13 protein-coding genes are annotated in these 16565 nt (G+C 68.8%); 3 read left to right on the forward strand and 10 right to left on the reverse strand.

Annotation, left to right across the window (positions count from 1 at the left end; translation table 11 throughout):
• Nucleotides 1–383 precede the first annotated feature (383 nt).
• The 9 genes from AWC03_RS01950 to mutA all read right to left on the reverse strand — a co-directional run bounded on the left by AWC03_RS01950 (nucleotide 384) and on the right by mutA (nucleotide 13090).
• A complete protein-coding gene (locus tag AWC03_RS01950) occupies nucleotides 384–1652 on the reverse strand; it encodes a glycosyltransferase (protein WP_085238850.1) in 1269 nt (422 codons plus the stop codon).
• A 115-nt stretch (nucleotides 1653–1767) separates the two neighbouring features.
• Entirely contained in the window at nucleotides 1768–2574 is an 807-nt protein-coding gene (locus AWC03_RS01955; RefSeq protein ID WP_085238862.1) for a TylF/MycF/NovP-related O-methyltransferase, read from the reverse strand.
• Nucleotides 2575–2762: 188 nt separating this feature from the next.
• Nucleotides 2763–3824 (reverse strand): NAD-dependent epimerase/dehydratase family protein, encoded by a 1062-nt coding sequence (locus AWC03_RS01960; protein ID WP_085238851.1) that lies wholly within the window; start codon nucleotides 3822–3824, stop codon nucleotides 2763–2765.
• Between the two features lie 131 nt (nucleotides 3825–3955).
• Entirely contained in the window at nucleotides 3956–4876 is a 921-nt protein-coding gene (locus AWC03_RS01965) for a sulfotransferase family protein (protein WP_420845640.1), read from the reverse strand.
• 481 nt (nucleotides 4877–5357) lie between these two features.
• Entirely contained in the window at nucleotides 5358–6272 is a 915-nt protein-coding gene (locus tag AWC03_RS01970; RefSeq protein ID WP_085238864.1) for a sulfotransferase family protein, read from the reverse strand.
• Nucleotides 6273–6616: 344 nt separating this feature from the next.
• Nucleotides 6617–7903 carry an esterase/beta-lactamase LipL gene (lipL, locus tag AWC03_RS01975; protein WP_085238852.1) on the reverse strand — a complete coding sequence of 429 codons (1287 nt, stop codon included), beginning with the start codon at nucleotides 7901–7903 and terminating at the stop codon, nucleotides 6617–6619.
• Nucleotides 7904–7965: 62 nt separating this feature from the next.
• Nucleotides 7966–8955, reverse strand: a complete 990-nt coding sequence (gene meaB / locus AWC03_RS01980) for a methylmalonyl Co-A mutase-associated GTPase MeaB (protein ID WP_085238853.1) — start codon at nucleotides 8953–8955, stop codon at nucleotides 7966–7968.
• On the reverse strand, nucleotides 8956–11208 hold the full coding sequence (scpA, locus tag AWC03_RS01985; protein WP_085238854.1) for a methylmalonyl-CoA mutase: 2253 nt from the start codon (nucleotides 11206–11208) through the stop codon (nucleotides 8956–8958).
• 4 nt (nucleotides 11209–11212) lie between these two features.
• A complete protein-coding gene (gene mutA, locus AWC03_RS01990) occupies nucleotides 11213–13090 on the reverse strand; it encodes a methylmalonyl-CoA mutase small subunit (protein ID WP_085238855.1) in 1878 nt (625 codons plus the stop codon).
• A gap of 169 nt (nucleotides 13091–13259) precedes the next feature.
• Between mutA and AWC03_RS01995 the strand changes: the two genes are divergently transcribed.
• The 3 genes from AWC03_RS01995 to AWC03_RS27585 all read left to right on the forward strand — a co-directional run bounded on the left by AWC03_RS01995 (nucleotide 13260) and on the right by AWC03_RS27585 (nucleotide 15331).
• Nucleotides 13260–14027, forward strand: coding sequence for a TVP38/TMEM64 family protein (locus AWC03_RS01995; protein WP_085238856.1), 768 nt, complete (start codon nucleotides 13260–13262; stop codon nucleotides 14025–14027).
• A 104-nt stretch (nucleotides 14028–14131) separates the two neighbouring features.
• Nucleotides 14132–14968, forward strand: a complete 837-nt coding sequence (locus AWC03_RS02000) for a trypsin-like serine protease (protein ID WP_476738882.1) — start codon at nucleotides 14132–14134, stop codon at nucleotides 14966–14968.
• A 96-nt stretch (nucleotides 14969–15064) separates the two neighbouring features.
• Nucleotides 15065–15331, forward strand: a complete 267-nt coding sequence (locus AWC03_RS27585; protein WP_249025810.1) for a hypothetical protein — start codon at nucleotides 15065–15067, stop codon at nucleotides 15329–15331.
• Between the two features lie 51 nt (nucleotides 15332–15382).
• Here AWC03_RS27585 and AWC03_RS02005 read toward each other — a convergent pair.
• The coding region (locus AWC03_RS02005) for a HAMP domain-containing sensor histidine kinase (protein ID WP_085238866.1) at nucleotides 15383–16565 on the reverse strand (1183 nt) is incomplete at its 5' end.

Here is a 16565-nt window from a genome sequence, read left to right on the forward strand (position 1 = left end):
AACCTTAATCACTTTTCCGCTGCGCGGGCAACACTTCGGAGTAGGGTCTTTCGGCCCTAATTTCAGTCTCTCCCTTCCCGATTGGGATTGACCGTTTTCGTTGCATGGCATGGGGAGTGAGGTTCCGCGAGCGGGCGAACCGGCAATTGTCACCGGGCGCCGTCGGGTGTGACGAAGCCAATACCATCGGCCTATCCCCCCGACCATTGGACTGTGACGACCTTTGACGGCTTGACGCGGCGCCCAGGCATCGTCGGCTGACCAGATATCAGTCTGCCAGAAAGTGTGGTCGCGTGTCTCCAGAAGTGGAAAGTTGCGTGTCGCTCGCGTCGGGGTCAGGACGCTGACCGCACGGTACGCATTCGGGTTGTCGGATTTGCCGATCAGGCGCGACTCCGGGAGCTGGCAAACTTCTCCACCACGTCGGCGGCCTTGACAACGCTTTCAGCGGGTTTGGTCATGTGCCGGGCGATCTCGCGCGCGCGCACGCCGTAATCCGGATCGAGTATCCGGCGCAGATCCGCCAACAGCGTTTCCCGGGTTGTGGCCGAAAACCGCCGTGTGGTACCGACTTTCAATCGTTTGAGCTGGGCTCCCCAGACGGTTTGATTGACATCCATCGAAAGGATCAGCGTCGGGACCCCGGCCCGCAGGCTTGCCGCCGTGGTGCCCGAGCCGCCATGGTGCACGACCGCGCGGCAGGCGGGAAAGACCGCCGCATAATTCACCGCGCCCACCACCTTGACGTGCGCAGGAAGTGTCACCTCGCTGAAATCGCTCCAACCGGCGCAAATCAGCGCGCGTTCGCCCAATTCCGCGCAGGCCGCACCGATCATTTCGACCGTGTCGATCGGAGATTCAACCGGCATGCTGCCGAATCCGAAGCAAATCGGCGGCGTTCCCGCGGCGATCCATGACGCCACGTCGTCGTCGGCGCTGGTGGTCAATTCCATTGTCAGAGGGCCGACAAATGGCCGTAGGCCGTCCCATTTCGCCCATTCGGCCGCCAGCCCGGGAAAGCAAACCTCGTCATAGGCCTGGATTTCCAGTGATCCGCGCTGGGCAATCCGTCGCGGCGAGGGACCCGTCGCCCGGGGCAGCCCGAGTTCGCGGCGCTGCGCATCCTCGACCTTCTTGTTGAGGCGCCAACTGAACCAGTCGAACGCCATCATCGCCGAGCGCCCCAACGGGGCCGGCAGCATCGAAACGGTCTGGCCGTTCGGCCGCATGGGCACGTGATGCAGCGTGGCCAACGGGATGTCGTAGTACTCCGCGACGTTGGCGGCGGGCTCCTGATAGCTTTGCCCGGCCAACAGCAGATCCGCACCCTCGGCAACCGACACCAGGGTCGCGTTCATCTGCACCCAGCACTGGTCGCTGAGGTCCCACATCTCGCGCCACATCGACCTCATCTCCCGGACCCGCCAGAAAGCGCCGAAGAATGACGTCCAGAAGTTGCGGTACAGGTCCAGCCACGCCTGCGATTCCAGCCCGTAAGGGACGGCCGCAAGCCCGGCCGATTCGGTGAAGGCGATCGAGTCCGGCGGGACCGCCATGCGCACGTCGTGGCCCCGGCGGACCAATTCCCGGGCGACCACCACGGAAGGCTCGACATCGCCGCGAGTGCCATAGCTCGCCAGCACCAATTTCATCGCGAATTCAAGCCCTTCACTCGTGCCGTCGGCGGCAATGATGCACCGACATCACCCTAAATATCGGCGAATGCCGGCATCGGTTCGGGCTAGTCGGCGACGGCTAAGCGGCCTGTCAATCCTTACGCCAGAGCACCCCGGTGCCGTCGATCTCGACGATCTCGGAGGTCACTCCGTGCTTGGCCCGGTAGTCCGTGACAGCTTGCCGGCACGCGTCGATCGCGTGGTAGTCGTCGATGATGCAGAAGCCTCCGGGCGAGAGCCGCGGGTAGAGCGCATCAAGGCCTTGGATCGTCGACTCGTACAGGTCGCCATCGAGCCGCAGCAGGGAGATGCGGTCGATCGGGGCGTCCTGCAGGGTGTCCTTGAACCAGCCGGGCAGAAAACGAACCTGGTCATCCAGCAACCCGTACCGCTCGAAATTCGCCCTGACCTGAGCCTCCGACACGGCCAGCACGCCCGCGGCGTGGTGCAGCCGGATTCCCCTGTCCGCTTCGTAGTGCGCGGTGTCGGGCGGCGGAACCCCCTCGAATGAATCGGCCAGCCACACGCGTCGCGTCGTGTCGCCGTAGGCGCCCAGCACCGCACGCATCAGGATCGACGCGCCGCCGCGCCACACCCCGCATTCGACCAAATCGCCGGGGATGTCCTCGCTCAGCACCGTCTCGACGCAGTGCTGCAGACTGGTCAGCCGCTCCATGCCGATCATGGTCAAGGCATCCGCGGGCCAATCAAGCCCCAGGCCGCGCGCATGCGGATTGAACGGGCGCTTGCGGACCAACATGAATTTGCGGGTGCTGAGCATCGGCCGTCCGAAGTAGTACCAACCGACGGGCACCAACTCGTCGCTGCCGTACCGGGTGAGGTTGCGGCGCAGCAAGTCGAGGTACGCCGATCGCGTGTCCACGAATGAAGATCGCATGCCGCGATCGGCAACGGTCAAGACTGCCCCCCGGTTCGCACGAACTTTCTCCCATTGATCAGGCCCCAATCATATGCTTCAGACGGTCGCCGCCCTGCCATCCAGAGTCACGCCGTTTGCTGGGTAGGCGGCCGATGCGGTCGGGCGCTTGTGGTTCTTGGCACGGCGGAGGCGGCTCTTTGGGCCGGTCAGCCGGAGGATTCGGACCGCTTGGCGATCCATTCGAGCAATGCGCGCAGACCGTCGTCGAGTGTCCACTTCGGGTGCCAATCCAGCTCGGTTTCGGCCTGCCCGATGTCGCAGCTGGCGGCGCGCACGTCACCGTCGCGGAATTTCGCGACCACGGTCGGGTTCGGCGCGTCGCACATGGCGGCGACCTTGTTGGCCAATTCGTGAATGGTGGTCCCGTTGCCCGATCCGATGTCGACGCGGCGCGACTCGTTCGCGGGCCGCCGCACGGCCGCGTACAGCGCGTCGACGACGTCGTCGATGTAGACGAAATCGCGCACGATCCGGCCGTCTTCGTACACCTCCAGCGATTGGCCCTCGCGCGCCAACCGGGCGAACAGTGCGACGATTCCGGTGTACGAATTCGTCAGTGACTGGCCCGGGCCGTATACGTTCTGGAGCCGGAGCACGCTGACATTGGCGTCGTGCGCGGCCGCCCAGGCCGCCAGCAGATGCTCCTGGGCGAGCTTGGTGGCGGCGTACACGTTGGTTGGCCGGGGTTCCGTTCCGCTCGCGCAGCTCGGCAGCGGCACCGCAGGTTCACCGTCGGGTCCCAGGGGGTCCCACTGGCCGGCCACGAGCTGCGCGTGGCTGCGCGGCCGCGGATAGAAGACATGGGCGCCGGCCTGCCACGCACCTTCGCCGTACACCGCCCGCGACGACGCCAGTACGAGCTGGTCGGGAACGATTCCGGAGCGGCTCAAGGCGTCGAGCAGCTGGGTGGTGCCCACCACGTTCACCGAACCGTGGCGCGTGGCTTCCGACAGGGACTGCGCGGTTCCGGTCTCGGCCGCCAAGTGGACGATCTGCGACGGCCGACACAAGCGCAGCACCGCGTCCCAATCGGGGGCGTGAGTGACGTCGCCGGTGAACAACCGCACCGTCGGCGGCAGGTCGATCGGCCGGCCTGCCCCGTGCACCTGCGGGTGCAAGACATCCATCACCGCGACGTCGTAACCGTCCAAGACGAGACGGTGCGAGAGCGCCGACCCGATAAACCCCGCCCCTCCGGTGATGAGCACGGAAGCTGACAAGAGCCGGGACCTCCCATTGGTCTGCAGGTAGGAGAGCAAGTTCCCGCGATCGCGGTCCGGTCGATCATATCGGGCGCTCACTCGCGGTCACCGGGATTGCCGATCCCGGCCCGCAACCGCTAGGCCCAAGTGCCCCTGCGCCGGTGAGCCATGGCGAGCACCTCCATCACCGGCCCGGCAATCACCGGCGGGAAGACGCGAAACAGCATGCTGCCGGACAAGCCGTGAAAATCTTGGAACGCCTGACGGAAATCGCGCTCGCATGCCCGGTAGGACCCGAAGACGCGATCCATGGTGAGCGTGTCCACGGGCTCGTCCAACGCCGCCGCGGACATTGTCTCGTAGATTGCGGAAACCCAGTCGGTGCCAAAAAGATCCGCCACCGGACCGCAGTGTCGTTGGCGTCGCAGATCGGGCCGCAGGAAGTCCTCGACCGCCTGCTCTTCCTCGGCGCTCAATTCGTCGGGGAGCGTCACCGAGATGCGCTTCATCTCGCGTCGCCAGTCGTCGAGCAGGTTGGCGTACTCGACGAACACCCGCGGCACCCCGCGCGTGTGGCGTTCGGCCAGCAGGTTGTATTTCACCCAGATCGCGCTGGCGAGCGCCGCAGACACTCGCCAGGACGCCGCGATCGACTTGATGACTTCCTGCGGCTGGCGCACCGCGATGACGGCCGCTATATCGAACCCGGCGATGCGTGCCGCCTCGAACCACAGGTCGGACAATGTGGTGATCCGGGGTTCCTTGATCACCACGAGCGGCGCCGCCGGCAGCTTGGTGAGGTAGTCGCCGATCTTGGCGATGTGGGCGGCCCGCTCCTGCTGGCTGGGGCCGGCGTCGTCCGGCAAGCACAGCGCCGGGTCGTACCAGTTGCTGCCGTTGCGCCGCAGGATGGACTCGTTGAGCGTGATGGCGGCCCGCGGCTCCCAATAGCCCATCGGGTTGTTGGCGTCCGCGCCCAGCATCCCGGCCGGAAGCGTGCAGCCGCACAGCGAGAGGACCCGAGTGATCGCCGACGTCCCCGACCGTTGGGGGCCCAACACGAAGACGATGACCGGGCGCTTCGCGGTTCCGGGACGGACCGAACTTTCCTGACGACGGGCGGCGTGGTGAGTAGCTGCAGCAAATTTGGCGATCCGGGCAGATCTCATCGAAAACGCAAACCTTTCGGTGCACCTGGCTATTTCGTTGTCGCCCATGAATTGCCGATTGCACGCACATTTAGAACTTCGACGCACAGCAACGCCGCCACAGTCGAGACCGTCTTACCCGGTGTGCACTACGACGTCGAGACGAAACTCGAGCCACCCCAACGTCTTTGGCACAAAGACGGCACCGTCCCCCTGCACCTCCTGCGGGATCAGGCTCTCCCCTGACGAGCGAATGATCGGATCATGGTGCGTTGAATACTTTAGCGCGAGTGCAACTAGCGGGACAGCGCTTTTGCGTATTTGTTGTATTGACTTCACATTTAAATGACCCGGGCGAGTCCACCCGGCGGGAGAAGGGAGCCGTCGGCGCCTAGGCCCAGGTCCCCTTGCGCCGGTGCGCCATCGCGATGACCTCGAGCACCGGCTTCACGAGGGACGGCCGCAGCAGCCTGGCCGTGAGGCTGCTGGAATGGCTGCGAGCGTCTTCCAGCGCGATTCGGAAGTCATGCTCACTGGCCCGGTAGGCCTCGAACACACGGTCCAGCGTCGCCACGTCCGGCGGCCCGTCCAGCGCGGCCGCGTGCATCGCCCCGTAGACCGCCGACATCCAGTCGGCGCCGAAGCGATCGATGACCGGGCCAGTGTCCCGGTTGCGCCGCAGATCAGGCGTGAGAAATTCATCGACTGCGCCTTCGTCCTCGGCGCGGAGGTCGATCTCCAGCGCGGAGGCAACCCGTCCCACCTCGCGGCGCCAGTTCTCCAGGAGCCGCGTGTACTCGACGAAGACCCGCGGCACGCCACGCGAGTGGCGCTCGGCCAGCAGATTTCCCTTCAGCCACAGGGCACTCGCGAGCTCCGGCGACGCCCCGGTGGCCTTCCCGAGCGACGCGATCACCTCCTGCGGGTGGCGCACCGCGATCACGACGGCGACGTCGAAACCCGCCTCGCGCGCCGCCTCCAACCACATCTCCCAGAGCACCACGATTTGCAGGTCCTTGATGACCAGCAGCGGCGCGTCCGGCAGCGACCTGAGGTAAGCCTCGATGTCGGCGGTGCACGCCGCCCGCTCCGCCGCGGTGAAGGCGCCTTGCTCCAGCACACGCAGCGACGGGTCCCACCAAGCGCTGCCGCGGCGCTCCAGGATCGACCTGTTGAGCAGGAGCGATGCGCGCGGCTCCCAGTAGCCGCGCTGGTTGGTTTCGTCGGCCCCCATCATTCCCGCCGGGAGCGTGGCACCGCATAAGGAAAGGACCCGGGTGAGCGCCGACGTCCCCGACCGCCCCATCCCCAGGACGAACACAGCGAGGGGGCGCGTCGCGGCCGAACGCTCGAGCAGATTACCGGTGCCGGCAAAGCTCTCGGCGGGTCGAGTCATGCGGGCCCGTTTCATCCTGCTTCAGCCTTTCAAGTCGTGCGCGTCATCGACGCCAGGTCTATCGCGGGATTATTACCGATTCTTTGACTTTGCAGGCCGGTTCGATGAAACACATATCAACTACGTAAAGACCGCGTAGACCAGGATTAATCGGACCGCTTAGCAACCCGGCTGAGCTGGACTTTTCCGGTGTCCGCCACCGCGATGCTGCGCTTGAGCGCGGTCCGCGCAACCGCGCGCGAACGTTTGCCGGGTCAGCCGGCGACGGCTCCCGGCTGGAAGTACGGCGCCCCGAATTCGGTCACCGGTTCGAAGCCGCGCTTGCGTGCCTTCTCGGCGGCGTTGCGTATCAGCGCGTAGAGCGCAACGAAGGCCGCGTGATCGGTCATCACGAACGGCGTCAGCAGCCGGTTGTGCACCAGCGAGAACGCCAGCCCGCTCGGGGGGTCCGTCCAGCCGAGCGAGCCGCCGAGCCCGACATGGCCGAAGCCGGGCATCACGTTGCCGATCGGCAGGCTGTGATAGCCCAGGTGGAATGCCAATGGCATGAACAGGTTTCGGTCCGGCCGCAGGCTGCGTCGGCCCGTCAGGCCGGCGACCATCTCCCTGGACAGGAACCGGATGCCGTCGACCTCGCCGCCGTTGGCGATGGCCCCGTACATCCGCGCCAGCCCGCGGGCCGTCGCCACCCCGTTGGCGGCCGGGATCTCGGCGTCCAGCAGGGGCGTGTCGCCCTGCACGGCGGCCACCATGCCCGGAAAGTACATGGACCGGAAACCGCCGGACAGCTCGTTGGCCACCTTGCGCGTCACGCAGCTGAGCAGCGGGTTCCGCACCAGGTTCTGCGGCGCGATGATCTCGGCGACCCGGGTCGGCGCACCGGCCGGCGGGCGCCCCAGGTAGAGCCCGTCGGTCCCCAGCGGCTCCGCGAGCTCCTCGCGGATCAGCGCCCGCATGCCCTTGCCGGTCACGCCCCGGGCGAGGCCGGACATCAGCCAGCCGAAGGTCAGCGCGTGATAGGCCGACTTGCCCAGCAGCCGCCCCGGCGCCGCCGCGGCCAGGCGCTCTTCCATGACCACGTGGTCCAGCAGGTCTTCGCTGCGGGCACCGCGCAGGCCCGACAGGCCGGCGGCGTGCCTCATCACGTCGCGCACGGTGAGGTTGGCCTTGCCGTTGGCCCCGAACTCCGGCCAGTACTCCGCGACGGGCGCCTCGTAGTCGACCAGCCCGCGGTCGGCGAGCCGGTGAATCACGGTGGCGGCCATGCCCTTCGTCGCCGAGAAGACCATCGGCGCGCTGTCGGCCGACCACGGCCGGTCACCGCCCCGGTCGGACCACCCGGTCCAGACGTCGACGACGGGCCGGCCGTCGAGATACACCGCCAGCGCACCGCCGCCGAACCGACGGGCGGGGAACATGGTCGAAAAGCTTCGAACGACGCATCCGAAGTGTGAGTCCGCCGCGCCGGACACACGGTGACCTGCGTCAAGGTCATCGTGGACAGGGACCGCGCGGCGATCGACTCGGGCTTCCACCGTCACAATTTCGAATTTACTTCGATTTCACACCTTCCCGGAGCGAAATCGAATTGTTTATCTATCCGTTATTCTGACGCAGCCGTTAATATTTGCTGTGCCGCCAGCGCGGGGGTCAGCTCCCCCGCCTTGACCCGGCGTTCGACGTCGGCGCGCATCGTGCGCACCTTCGGGCTGGACAGCACCCGGTCCAAGACGGCGTCGCGCACCATCTGCCACGTCCAGTCGACCAGCTGGGCCCGCCGGCGCGCCTCGAACTCGCCGGCCTCGGTGAGCACCTGGCGATGACGTTCGATGGTGGCCCACAACTCCTTCAGACCGGTCCCCTCCATCGCGCTCATCGTGAGAACCGGTGGCCGCCACAGCGTTTCACGGGGGTGGATCAACCTGATCGCCGAGGACAGCTCGCGGGCCGCCACCCGCGCCTCCGCCAGGTGCTCGCCGTCGGCCTTGTTCACCACCACGATGTCGGCCAGCTCCAGCACACCCTTCTTGATGCCCTGCAGCTGATCGCCGCCGCGCGCCAGGGTCAGCAAGACGAACGTGTCGACCATGTTGGCCACCGTCACCTCGGACTGGCCGACACCGACGGTCTCGATGATGATCACGTCGAAACCGGCGGCCTCCAACAACACCACCGTCTCCCGGGTGGCCTTTGCCACGCCGCCCAGGGTGCCCGACGTCGGCGACGGCCGGATGTAGGCGTCGGGGTGCACCGCCAGGCGCGCCATCCGGGTCTTGTCGCCGAGAATCGAGCCACCGGTGCGCGTCGACGACGGATCGACGGCCAGCACCGCCACCCGGTGGCCCCGCTCGATCAGATGCATACCGAGGGCCTCGATGGTGGTCGACTTCCCCACCCCGGGCGTCCCGGTGATCCCGACGCGATGGGCGTTGCCCGAGTCCGGCGTCAGCTCCAGCAGCAGCCGCTGGGCCGTCTCGTGGTGGTCGGCGCGGGTGGACTCCAGCAGCGTGATGGCCCGCGGCAGCGCAGCGCGGTCGCCCGCACGAACGGCCTTGGCCAGCTCGTCGACGGTGTCGCTCCTGCGGGGCGCCATCTAGTCGAGCGGGTAACCCAGCCGGTCGGCGAGCTTGTGCAGCAGGCCGATCGCGGCATCGGCGATCACCGTCCCGGGCGGGAAGATGGCGGCGGCCCCGGCCGCGTACAGCTCGTCGAAGTCGCCGGGCGGGATCACCCCGCCGACCACGATCATGATGTCGGGCCGGCCCACCTCGGCGAGCGCCTCGCGCAGCGCGGGCACCAGCGTCAGGTGGCCGGCGGCCAGCGACGAAACGCCCACCACGTGCACGTCGTTGTCGGCGGCCTGACGCGCCACCTCCTCGGGCGTGGAGAACAGCGAGCCGACGTCGACGTCGAACCCGAGATCGGCGAAGGCCGTCGCGATCACCTTCTGGCCGCGGTCGTGACCGTCCTGGCCCATCTTCGCCACCAGGATTCTGGGCCGGCGGCCGTCGGCCTCGGCGAACTTCTCGACCAGTTCGGTGGCGGTGGCGATGTTGGTGGCCTTTCCGGCTTCGTCGCGGTAGACGCCGGCGATGGTGCGGATCTCCGCCCGGTGCCGTCCGTATACCTTTTCCAGCGCGTCGGAGATCTCCCCGACCGTCGCCTTGGCCCGGGCGGCGTTGATCGCCAGCGCCAGCAGATTATTACCCAGACCGTCTCCCCCGGCACGGCCGTGCGCCGCGGCGGCGCGCGACAGCTCGGCCAGCGCGGCGTCGACCGCGGACTGGTCGCGGCTGGCCCGCAGCTCGGAGAGCTTGGCCAGCTGTTCGGCGCGCACCCGGCTGTTCTCGACCTTGAGCACCTCGACCTCTTGGTCCTCTTCGACCTGGTACTTGTTGACGCCGATCACCGGCTGGATCCCGGAGTCGATGCGGGCCTGGGTGCGCGCGGCCGCCTCCTCGATGCGCAGCTTGGGGATGCCTTCGTTGATGGCCTGGGCCATGCCGCCATGCTCGGCGACCTCGGCGATGTGGGCCCGGGCCCGTTGCGCGAGCTGATGGGTCAGCCACTCCACGTAGTAGGAGCCGCCCCAGGGATCGATGGGCCGGGTGGTGCCCGACTCCTGCTGCAGCAACAGCTGGGTGTTACGCGCGATCCGCGCCGAGAAGTCGGTGGGCAGTGCCAGCGCCTCGTCCAGGGCGTTGGTGTGCAACGACTGGGTGTGCCCCTGGGTCGCGGCCATCGCCTCGATGCAGGTGCGCGCGACGTTGTTGAAAGCGTCCTGCGCGGTCAGCGACCAGCCGGAGGTCTGCGAATGTGTACGCAGCGACAGGGATTTCGTGTTCTTCGGGTTGAACTGGGCGACCAGCTCGCTCCACAGCAGCCGGCCGGCCCGCAGCTTGGCCACTTCCATGAAGAAGTTCATCCCGATGCCCCAGAAGAACGACAGTCGCGGCGCGAACTTGTCGATGTCCAGGCCGGCGTCCAGGCCCGCCTTGATGTAGTCGACGCCGTCGGCCAGCGTGTAGGCCAGCTCCAAATCGGCTGTGGCACCGGCCTCTTGGATGTGATAGCCGGAGATCGAGATCGAGTTGAACTTCGGCATCTTCGCGCTGGTGTAGCCGAAGATGTCGGAGATGATCCGCATCGACGGCTTGGGCGGATAGATGTAGGTGTTGCGCACCATGAACTCTTTGAGGATGTCGTTCTGGATGGTGCCGGCCAGCTTCTCCGGCGGCACGCCCTGCTCCTCGGCGGCCACCACGTACAGGGCCAGGATCGGCAGCACGGCACCGTTCATGGTCATCGACACGCTCACGGTCGATAGGTCGATGCCGTCGAACAGCTGCCGCATGTCGAGAATGGAATCGATTGCCACACCGGCCATTCCGACGTCACCCTGGACGCGGGGGTGGTCGGAGTCGTAGCCGCGGTGGGTGGCCAGGTCGAAGGCCACCGACAGGCCCTTCTGCCCGGCTGCCAGGTTGCGGCGATAGAACGCGTTCGACTCCGCCGCGGTGGAGAAGCCCGCGTACTGCCGGATGGTCCACGGCTGGTTGACGTACATGGTGGGGTACGGGCCGCGCAGGAACGGCGGCTCACCGGGGAAGGTGTTCAGCGGGTAACCGTCGGCCACCGCGGCGGCCCGGTCGGCCCCGATGTACACCGGCTTGACGGCGATGTCTTCCGGGGTGTGCCACTCGAGCTGATCGGGCGTGTACCAGTGCGCCGCCGCGGCCGCGGCGACGTGCTTTTCGACGGCCGCTTCGGTGGGCGGCGGCAGCGGACGGTCGCCGACGAGCGGGACCTCGGCGAAGTTACCGATCACAGGTGCGGTTGTGGTCATCGGACTAGGCTCCCAATCGGGTGAGCAGGTTCGAAAGGGCTTCGACGGCATCGATTTTCGCGGTCAGGAAGTCGTCGGGCCGGTGCTCGGCGTCACCCACCGCCTTCTCCGGCCCGGCCAGGTAGACCCTCGACACACCGGCGGCCCGGGCCGCCTCGACGATCGCCGCGGCCTCGTCCTGGTAGCGCTTGTCGGTGCCGCAGATCACCGCGGCGGCCGGCGATCCGGCGTCGGCGACGGCCTTGGCGACCGTGGTCGCGTCGACCGTTCCCGGGTTGACAGCCTCGATCCCGCCCGACGCCAGCAGGTTGGCGGCGAAGGTGGCCCGGATGTTGTGCTCGGCCAGCGGGCCCAACGGAAGCAACAGCGCCTGCGGACGGACGCCGGTGCGGCTCAGGTGGGCATCGGAGCGGTCGCGCAGCGCCTCGAACGCGGCGGCGTAGCGCCGCAGGTTGCCGGCAGCGAGGGGCGTGCCCGTCGAAACGTCCTGCGGCAGAGCGGGTTCGGTGAGGTTCGGGAATTCGTTGACACCGGTGATCGCGGTGCGACGGTGCGCGATGTCGTCGGCGCGGCGAGCGGCGACCTCGGCGATCTGGCCGGCGACATAGTCACGCGCCTCGACGAACCCGCCGCGCGCTTCGATCTCCTGGAAGTGCTCCCACGCCTTCTCGGCGAGCCGCGCGGTGAGGTCCTCGACGTACCACGAGCCGCCCGCGGGGTCCAGCACCCGGCCCACGTGCGACTCCTCCAGGAGCAGCAGTTGCGTGTTGCGGGCGATCCGGCGCGCGAAGCTTCGCGCCGTGCCGGGGAAGCCGCCGGGGATCGCCACGTCGAAGGGCAGCACCAGCACGGTGTCGGCGCCGCCGACGCCGGCGCCGAAGGCGGCCAGCGTGCAGCGCAGCATGTTCACCCACGGGTCGCGCTGGGTCATCATCGGCAGCGACGTTTCCGCGTGCACGGTGACGGCGCCGCCGCCCGGGTCGCCGACGACCTCGGCGACCCGCGCCCACAGCTGACGCACGGCCCGCATCTTGGCGAGCGTCACGAACTGGTCGTCGTCGGCGGCCAGCCGGAAACTGATCTGCCGCAGCGCGTCACCGACGGACATGCCCGACTCGGTCAGCCGCCGCAGATAGGCCACCCCGGCGGCGACGGTGCCGGCTAGCTCCCACGTGGCGTTGGCGCCGAGGTTGTGGAAGGCGGGCCCGTCGACGGTGACCGCACGCACGCCGCGTTCACCGGCCGCGCGCTGCGCGACCGCGACGACCTCGTCGAGCGCGGGTGCGGGACGGCCGCTCAGCGCCGCGGTGAGCGGGTCGCCACCCAGGTCGATCGACAGCAGTTCGCGCTGGTCGGCCTCCACCCGGGCCGCCATCGCCAACATGACGTCGGCCACGGCGGAGTAGTCGGCGCCGGCGTCGACGATCACCGACGCCATGCTCAGGTGCACGCCGTCCAGGGCGTCCTCGAGCTGATCCACGGTCACGCCGGACTCCCCCACGCGCAGCATCAGCGCGCCGGCCCCGTTGCCGAGGGCCTCGAGCACCGCGGAGTTGACGTCGGAGGCCGTGACCCCGGTGACGCGGTCGGCCGGGAAGGCCTCGGCCACCCGCCAGCCGGATTTGACGTCGCGCAGCGCGTCGGCACCCCGCACATAGGGCCATTCGCCCGGCAGCGGCGGTTCCGGCAGCTCGTCGAGCGCGGTGTAGAGCGCCCGGACGGCGATGCCGTCGTAGGTCGGGGTTTCCAGCAGGCGCTCGGGCTCGTCCCCGAGTTCCCCGGGGTCCTTGCGGGTGCTCTTCGAGAGCACTCCGGCGACCGCACTGCGCCAACGCCCGCGAACCTGTTCTAGTTCGGCGAGTTCGGGTACATCAATGGACACCGATTGCTCCCTTTTTGCCAGCAAATGGGGCCTGCGACTCACTAATGAGGCTAATTGATCGGGCCGGTTGGAAAAAAAACCGCGCGGCCCGGCGATCGGCGTGGGCCGGTGGTGAAACGCCAGCCTCGGGATACGAGTTATTCATCTGCGGCCCGTAACCTTTAGAGGCGTGACGGCTTCCGCCACCTGCAAAATCAACCGGACCTTGCGCGACCTCGCCGGCGCGCTGGGCGCGGCCGCGCGCATGCTGTCGCGGCCCCGGGCGATCGCCACAGTGGTCGGTATCACACTCCTGATCGCGGCGGCGTCCTGGCTGCCGCTGCCCACGCCGGTGCAGATGCGCGACTGGGCGGAGTCGGTCGGCCCGTGGTTCCCGTTGGCGTTCCTGGCCGCGCACGTCGTCGCCACCGTGGTGCCGGTCCCGCGCACGGCGTTCACCCTGGCCGCCGGGCTGCTGTTCGGCCCGCTGATGGGTGTGACGATCGCGGTGGTCGCCAGCACCGCGAGCGCGGTGATCGCGCTGCTGCTGGTCCGGGCCGCGGGATGGCGGCTGAACCGCCTGGTCCGCCACCGGTCGATCGACACGGTGGACGAGCGGTTGCGGCAACGGGGCTGGCTGGCCATCTTGTCGCTCCGGCTGATTCCCGCCGTGCCCTTCTCGGCGATCAACTACGCCGCCGGCGCCTCGACGGTGCGGGTGCTGCCGTACACGCTGGCCACCCTGGGCGGCCTGTTGCCCGGCACCGCCGCCGTCGTGATCCTGGGTGACGCGCTCGCCGGTCACCCCAACTCGCTGCTCTACCTGGTGTCGGTGTGCACGGCGACGCTGGGCCTGACGGGCCTGGTCATCGAGGTCCGCCACTACCGGCGCCACCATCAGCGCACGCACGGTTCCGTCGGCGACGAGCCCTCCCCCGAGCCGGCCACGATCAGCTGACCCGCCCGCGCGAAATATCTGACCAATCCCCACATTTGACCGGCCGAAGCTGGCAAGCTGGGGCGTGCAGTACCTACCGGCATCGCGCGCTCAAAGGGGGGCTGGTGGCCGGAACGCACGTGTCATACCCGCTGCCGCAACGTTCCAGGACGCATTCGGCGTTGCTGGTGATCGCGTCGCTGTGTTGCGCCACCGCCCTCCTCGCCGTGGTGAACCTGCTGCCCAAGACCATCGCCCCGGGCCCTCAGCCCTCCCCGCCGCCGCTCCTGTCGCCGATCGATCTGCCCGCGTCGAGCGCCGTCGGGCCCGGTGCGGGCATCTACGTCGAGTACGCCGACGGGACGGGCGGGATGGGCTGCACCGCAGGGTTTTTGGTGCGCACCAGCACCGGCGCGCCCGGTGTCCTGACCGCCGGCCACTGCAACCGGGCCGGCGAGGCCAGCAAGGTGACGATGAACCTGGGCGGGGTCCTGCCCTACGCCACCCTGGGCACGTTCACCCAGACGGTCAGCGAGGGCGTCCACAACGAACAGCACGACATCGGCCTCATCCTGCTCAACGGGGACCACGTTCCCCGCAATCCGGCCATCGGGGCCACTTTGCGCGTCTCCGGCGTCGCCACCAACCTGCGGACCGGCCAGGAACTGTGCAAACTCGGCATCGGCACCGGCGAGGCCACCTGCGGGCCGATCACCGAGATCACCGACAGCAAGGTCGTGTTCCTGGCGCCCGGCCAATGCGGTGATTCCGGCGGCCCGGTGTACCTCAAACAAGGCGACGGCACGGTCCGTGCTGTCGGCATCCTCATCCGCGGGGGCGACCCCTACACTCCGATGCCGCGGTGCTCCGTCCCGGCGAAATTCTCGGTCGCCGAGCTCGTCCAGCCCTGGCTGGACAAGTGGCGGCTCACCGCCGTGACCGCGGAGGCCGCGTCCGGCTGACGCTCCTTCAGGCTGGCTTCAGGCTGAGTTCCTACTGTCGCGCATCGCGGCGGCCCGCTGGTGGGCCGCCGCCGACAGAGAGGAGAGATGGGCCGAGTGAAGATCAACCAACTCATCGCCGGGTCCTTGCTCGCGGGCGCCCTCGGGGCGGCCGCGGCCGGCTTCGGCGTCGCGGTGGCGAGCGCGGATCCGCCCCCGCCCCCGCCACCGGGGCAGCCGGGGCCGCCGCATCCGCCGGGTGGACCGTTCGGCGGGCCACCGGGACCGGGCGGGCCGGGTGGACCCGTTGGGCCGGTTGGCCCGGGCGGGCCGCCGCCCCCGGGGCCCGGCGACCCGTTCCGGCCCCCGCCGCCGGGATTCTGACGGAGGGTCACCGTGTCGAGCGGTGACCGCCTCGCCCGGGGCGGTCACCGCTCATCGGTCCCGTTTCACCGCCTTCACCGTCGGAACCACCGGCAGCGTCAGCCGGAAGCTTGCCCCGCCCTCGTCTGGCAGACACACCAGCTCGCCGCCGTGGGCACGGGCGAGCGCCCGGGCGATCGGCAGGCCCAGCCCGGCGCCGCCGTGATCGCGGGCGCGCCCGGCGTCCAGGCGCACCAGGCGCTCGAAGATCCGTTCCCGTTCGTCGTCGGGAATGCCCGGCCCGCTGTCGGTGACGGTCACCTCGGCGGCGTCGGTGCGCCCGCGAACGTCGACCGTGATGGCGCCTCCGGGCGGGGTGTAGCGGCGGGCGTTGTCGAGCAGATTGGACAGGATCTGCGCGATACGGGTGGGGTCCGCGTCGAGATGCAGCTCGGTGGCGCCCGTGCGATTGATGGTCAGTTGCGGCGCCAGCATCGCGGCCCGGTCGGCTTCGGCGTCGGCGATCGCGGCCAGGTCGATGTCGTCGGTGTCCAACGGCAGGCCGGCGTCGATGCGGCTCAGATCGAGCATGTCGGAGACGAGCCGCCCGGCGCGCCGCGCGTCGGAGAGCAACAGGCTGGCCCGGCGATACTGACCGTCCGCCGCGTCGTCGCCTTGCTGCTGGGAGGCGTTGGTGGCGAGTTGCTCGGCGGCGACCTGGATCCCGGCGATCGGGGTACGCAACTCGTGCGCGGCGTCGACCATGAACCGCCGCGTTGCCGTCTCGGCGCGCTGCGCCGCGTCGGCGGCCCGCCGGGCCCGGCTCTCGGAAGCCTCGAGAGCGTCCAGCATCCCATCGAAAGCGCTTGCGGCGCGGCCCAATTCGGTGTCGGGGCGGTCGGGGCGCAGCCGTCGCCCGCGGTCGCCGGTCCTGATGTCGTTGGCCAGCGCCGTCAGCCGGTCCAGTGGGCGTAACGCCACCCGGCTGACCGCCACCAGCAACAGCGCGGCAACCAGCAGGGTCGCCACGCCCGCCCCGATCATCAGCATCCGCAGCTGGCGTGTCACCTGGGTGGTTTGCGTGGTGTCGGCCACCAGGATGACCCGGGCGCCGTCCGGCAGCGGACGCACGACGGCCGTCGCGGTGGCGTCCGGCGGGGGCGGCGGTGGTGGTGGCGGTGGCCAGGGCGGCGGTACGCCGGGCGGCGGGAAATCCGGGCGGGGCGCCATCGGCGGCGGCGGATAAGGCGGGGGC

Origin of the sequence: Mycobacterium europaeum (genome assembly GCF_002102155.1) — a bacterium.
Classification (GTDB): domain Bacteria; phylum Actinomycetota; class Actinomycetes; order Mycobacteriales; family Mycobacteriaceae; genus Mycobacterium; species Mycobacterium europaeum.

Coding starts and splice junctions, on each gene's coding strand:
- AWC03_RS01955 (WP_085238862.1), bottom strand. CDS start 2,574: ATGCGATCTTCATTCGTGGACACGCGATCGGCGTACCTCGACTTGCTG.
- scpA (WP_085238854.1), bottom strand. CDS start 11,208: ATGACCACAACCGCACCTGTGATCGGTAACTTCGCCGAGGTCCCGCTC.
- AWC03_RS01950 (WP_085238850.1), bottom strand. CDS start 1,652: ATGAAATTGGTGCTGGCGAGCTATGGCACTCGCGGCGATGTCGAGCCT.
- meaB (WP_085238853.1), bottom strand. CDS start 8,955: ATGGCGCCCCGCAGGAGCGACACCGTCGACGAGCTGGCCAAGGCCGTT.
- AWC03_RS01970 (WP_085238864.1), bottom strand. CDS start 6,272: ATGGGGCGGTCGGGGACGTCGGCGCTCACCCGGGTCCTTTCCTTATGC.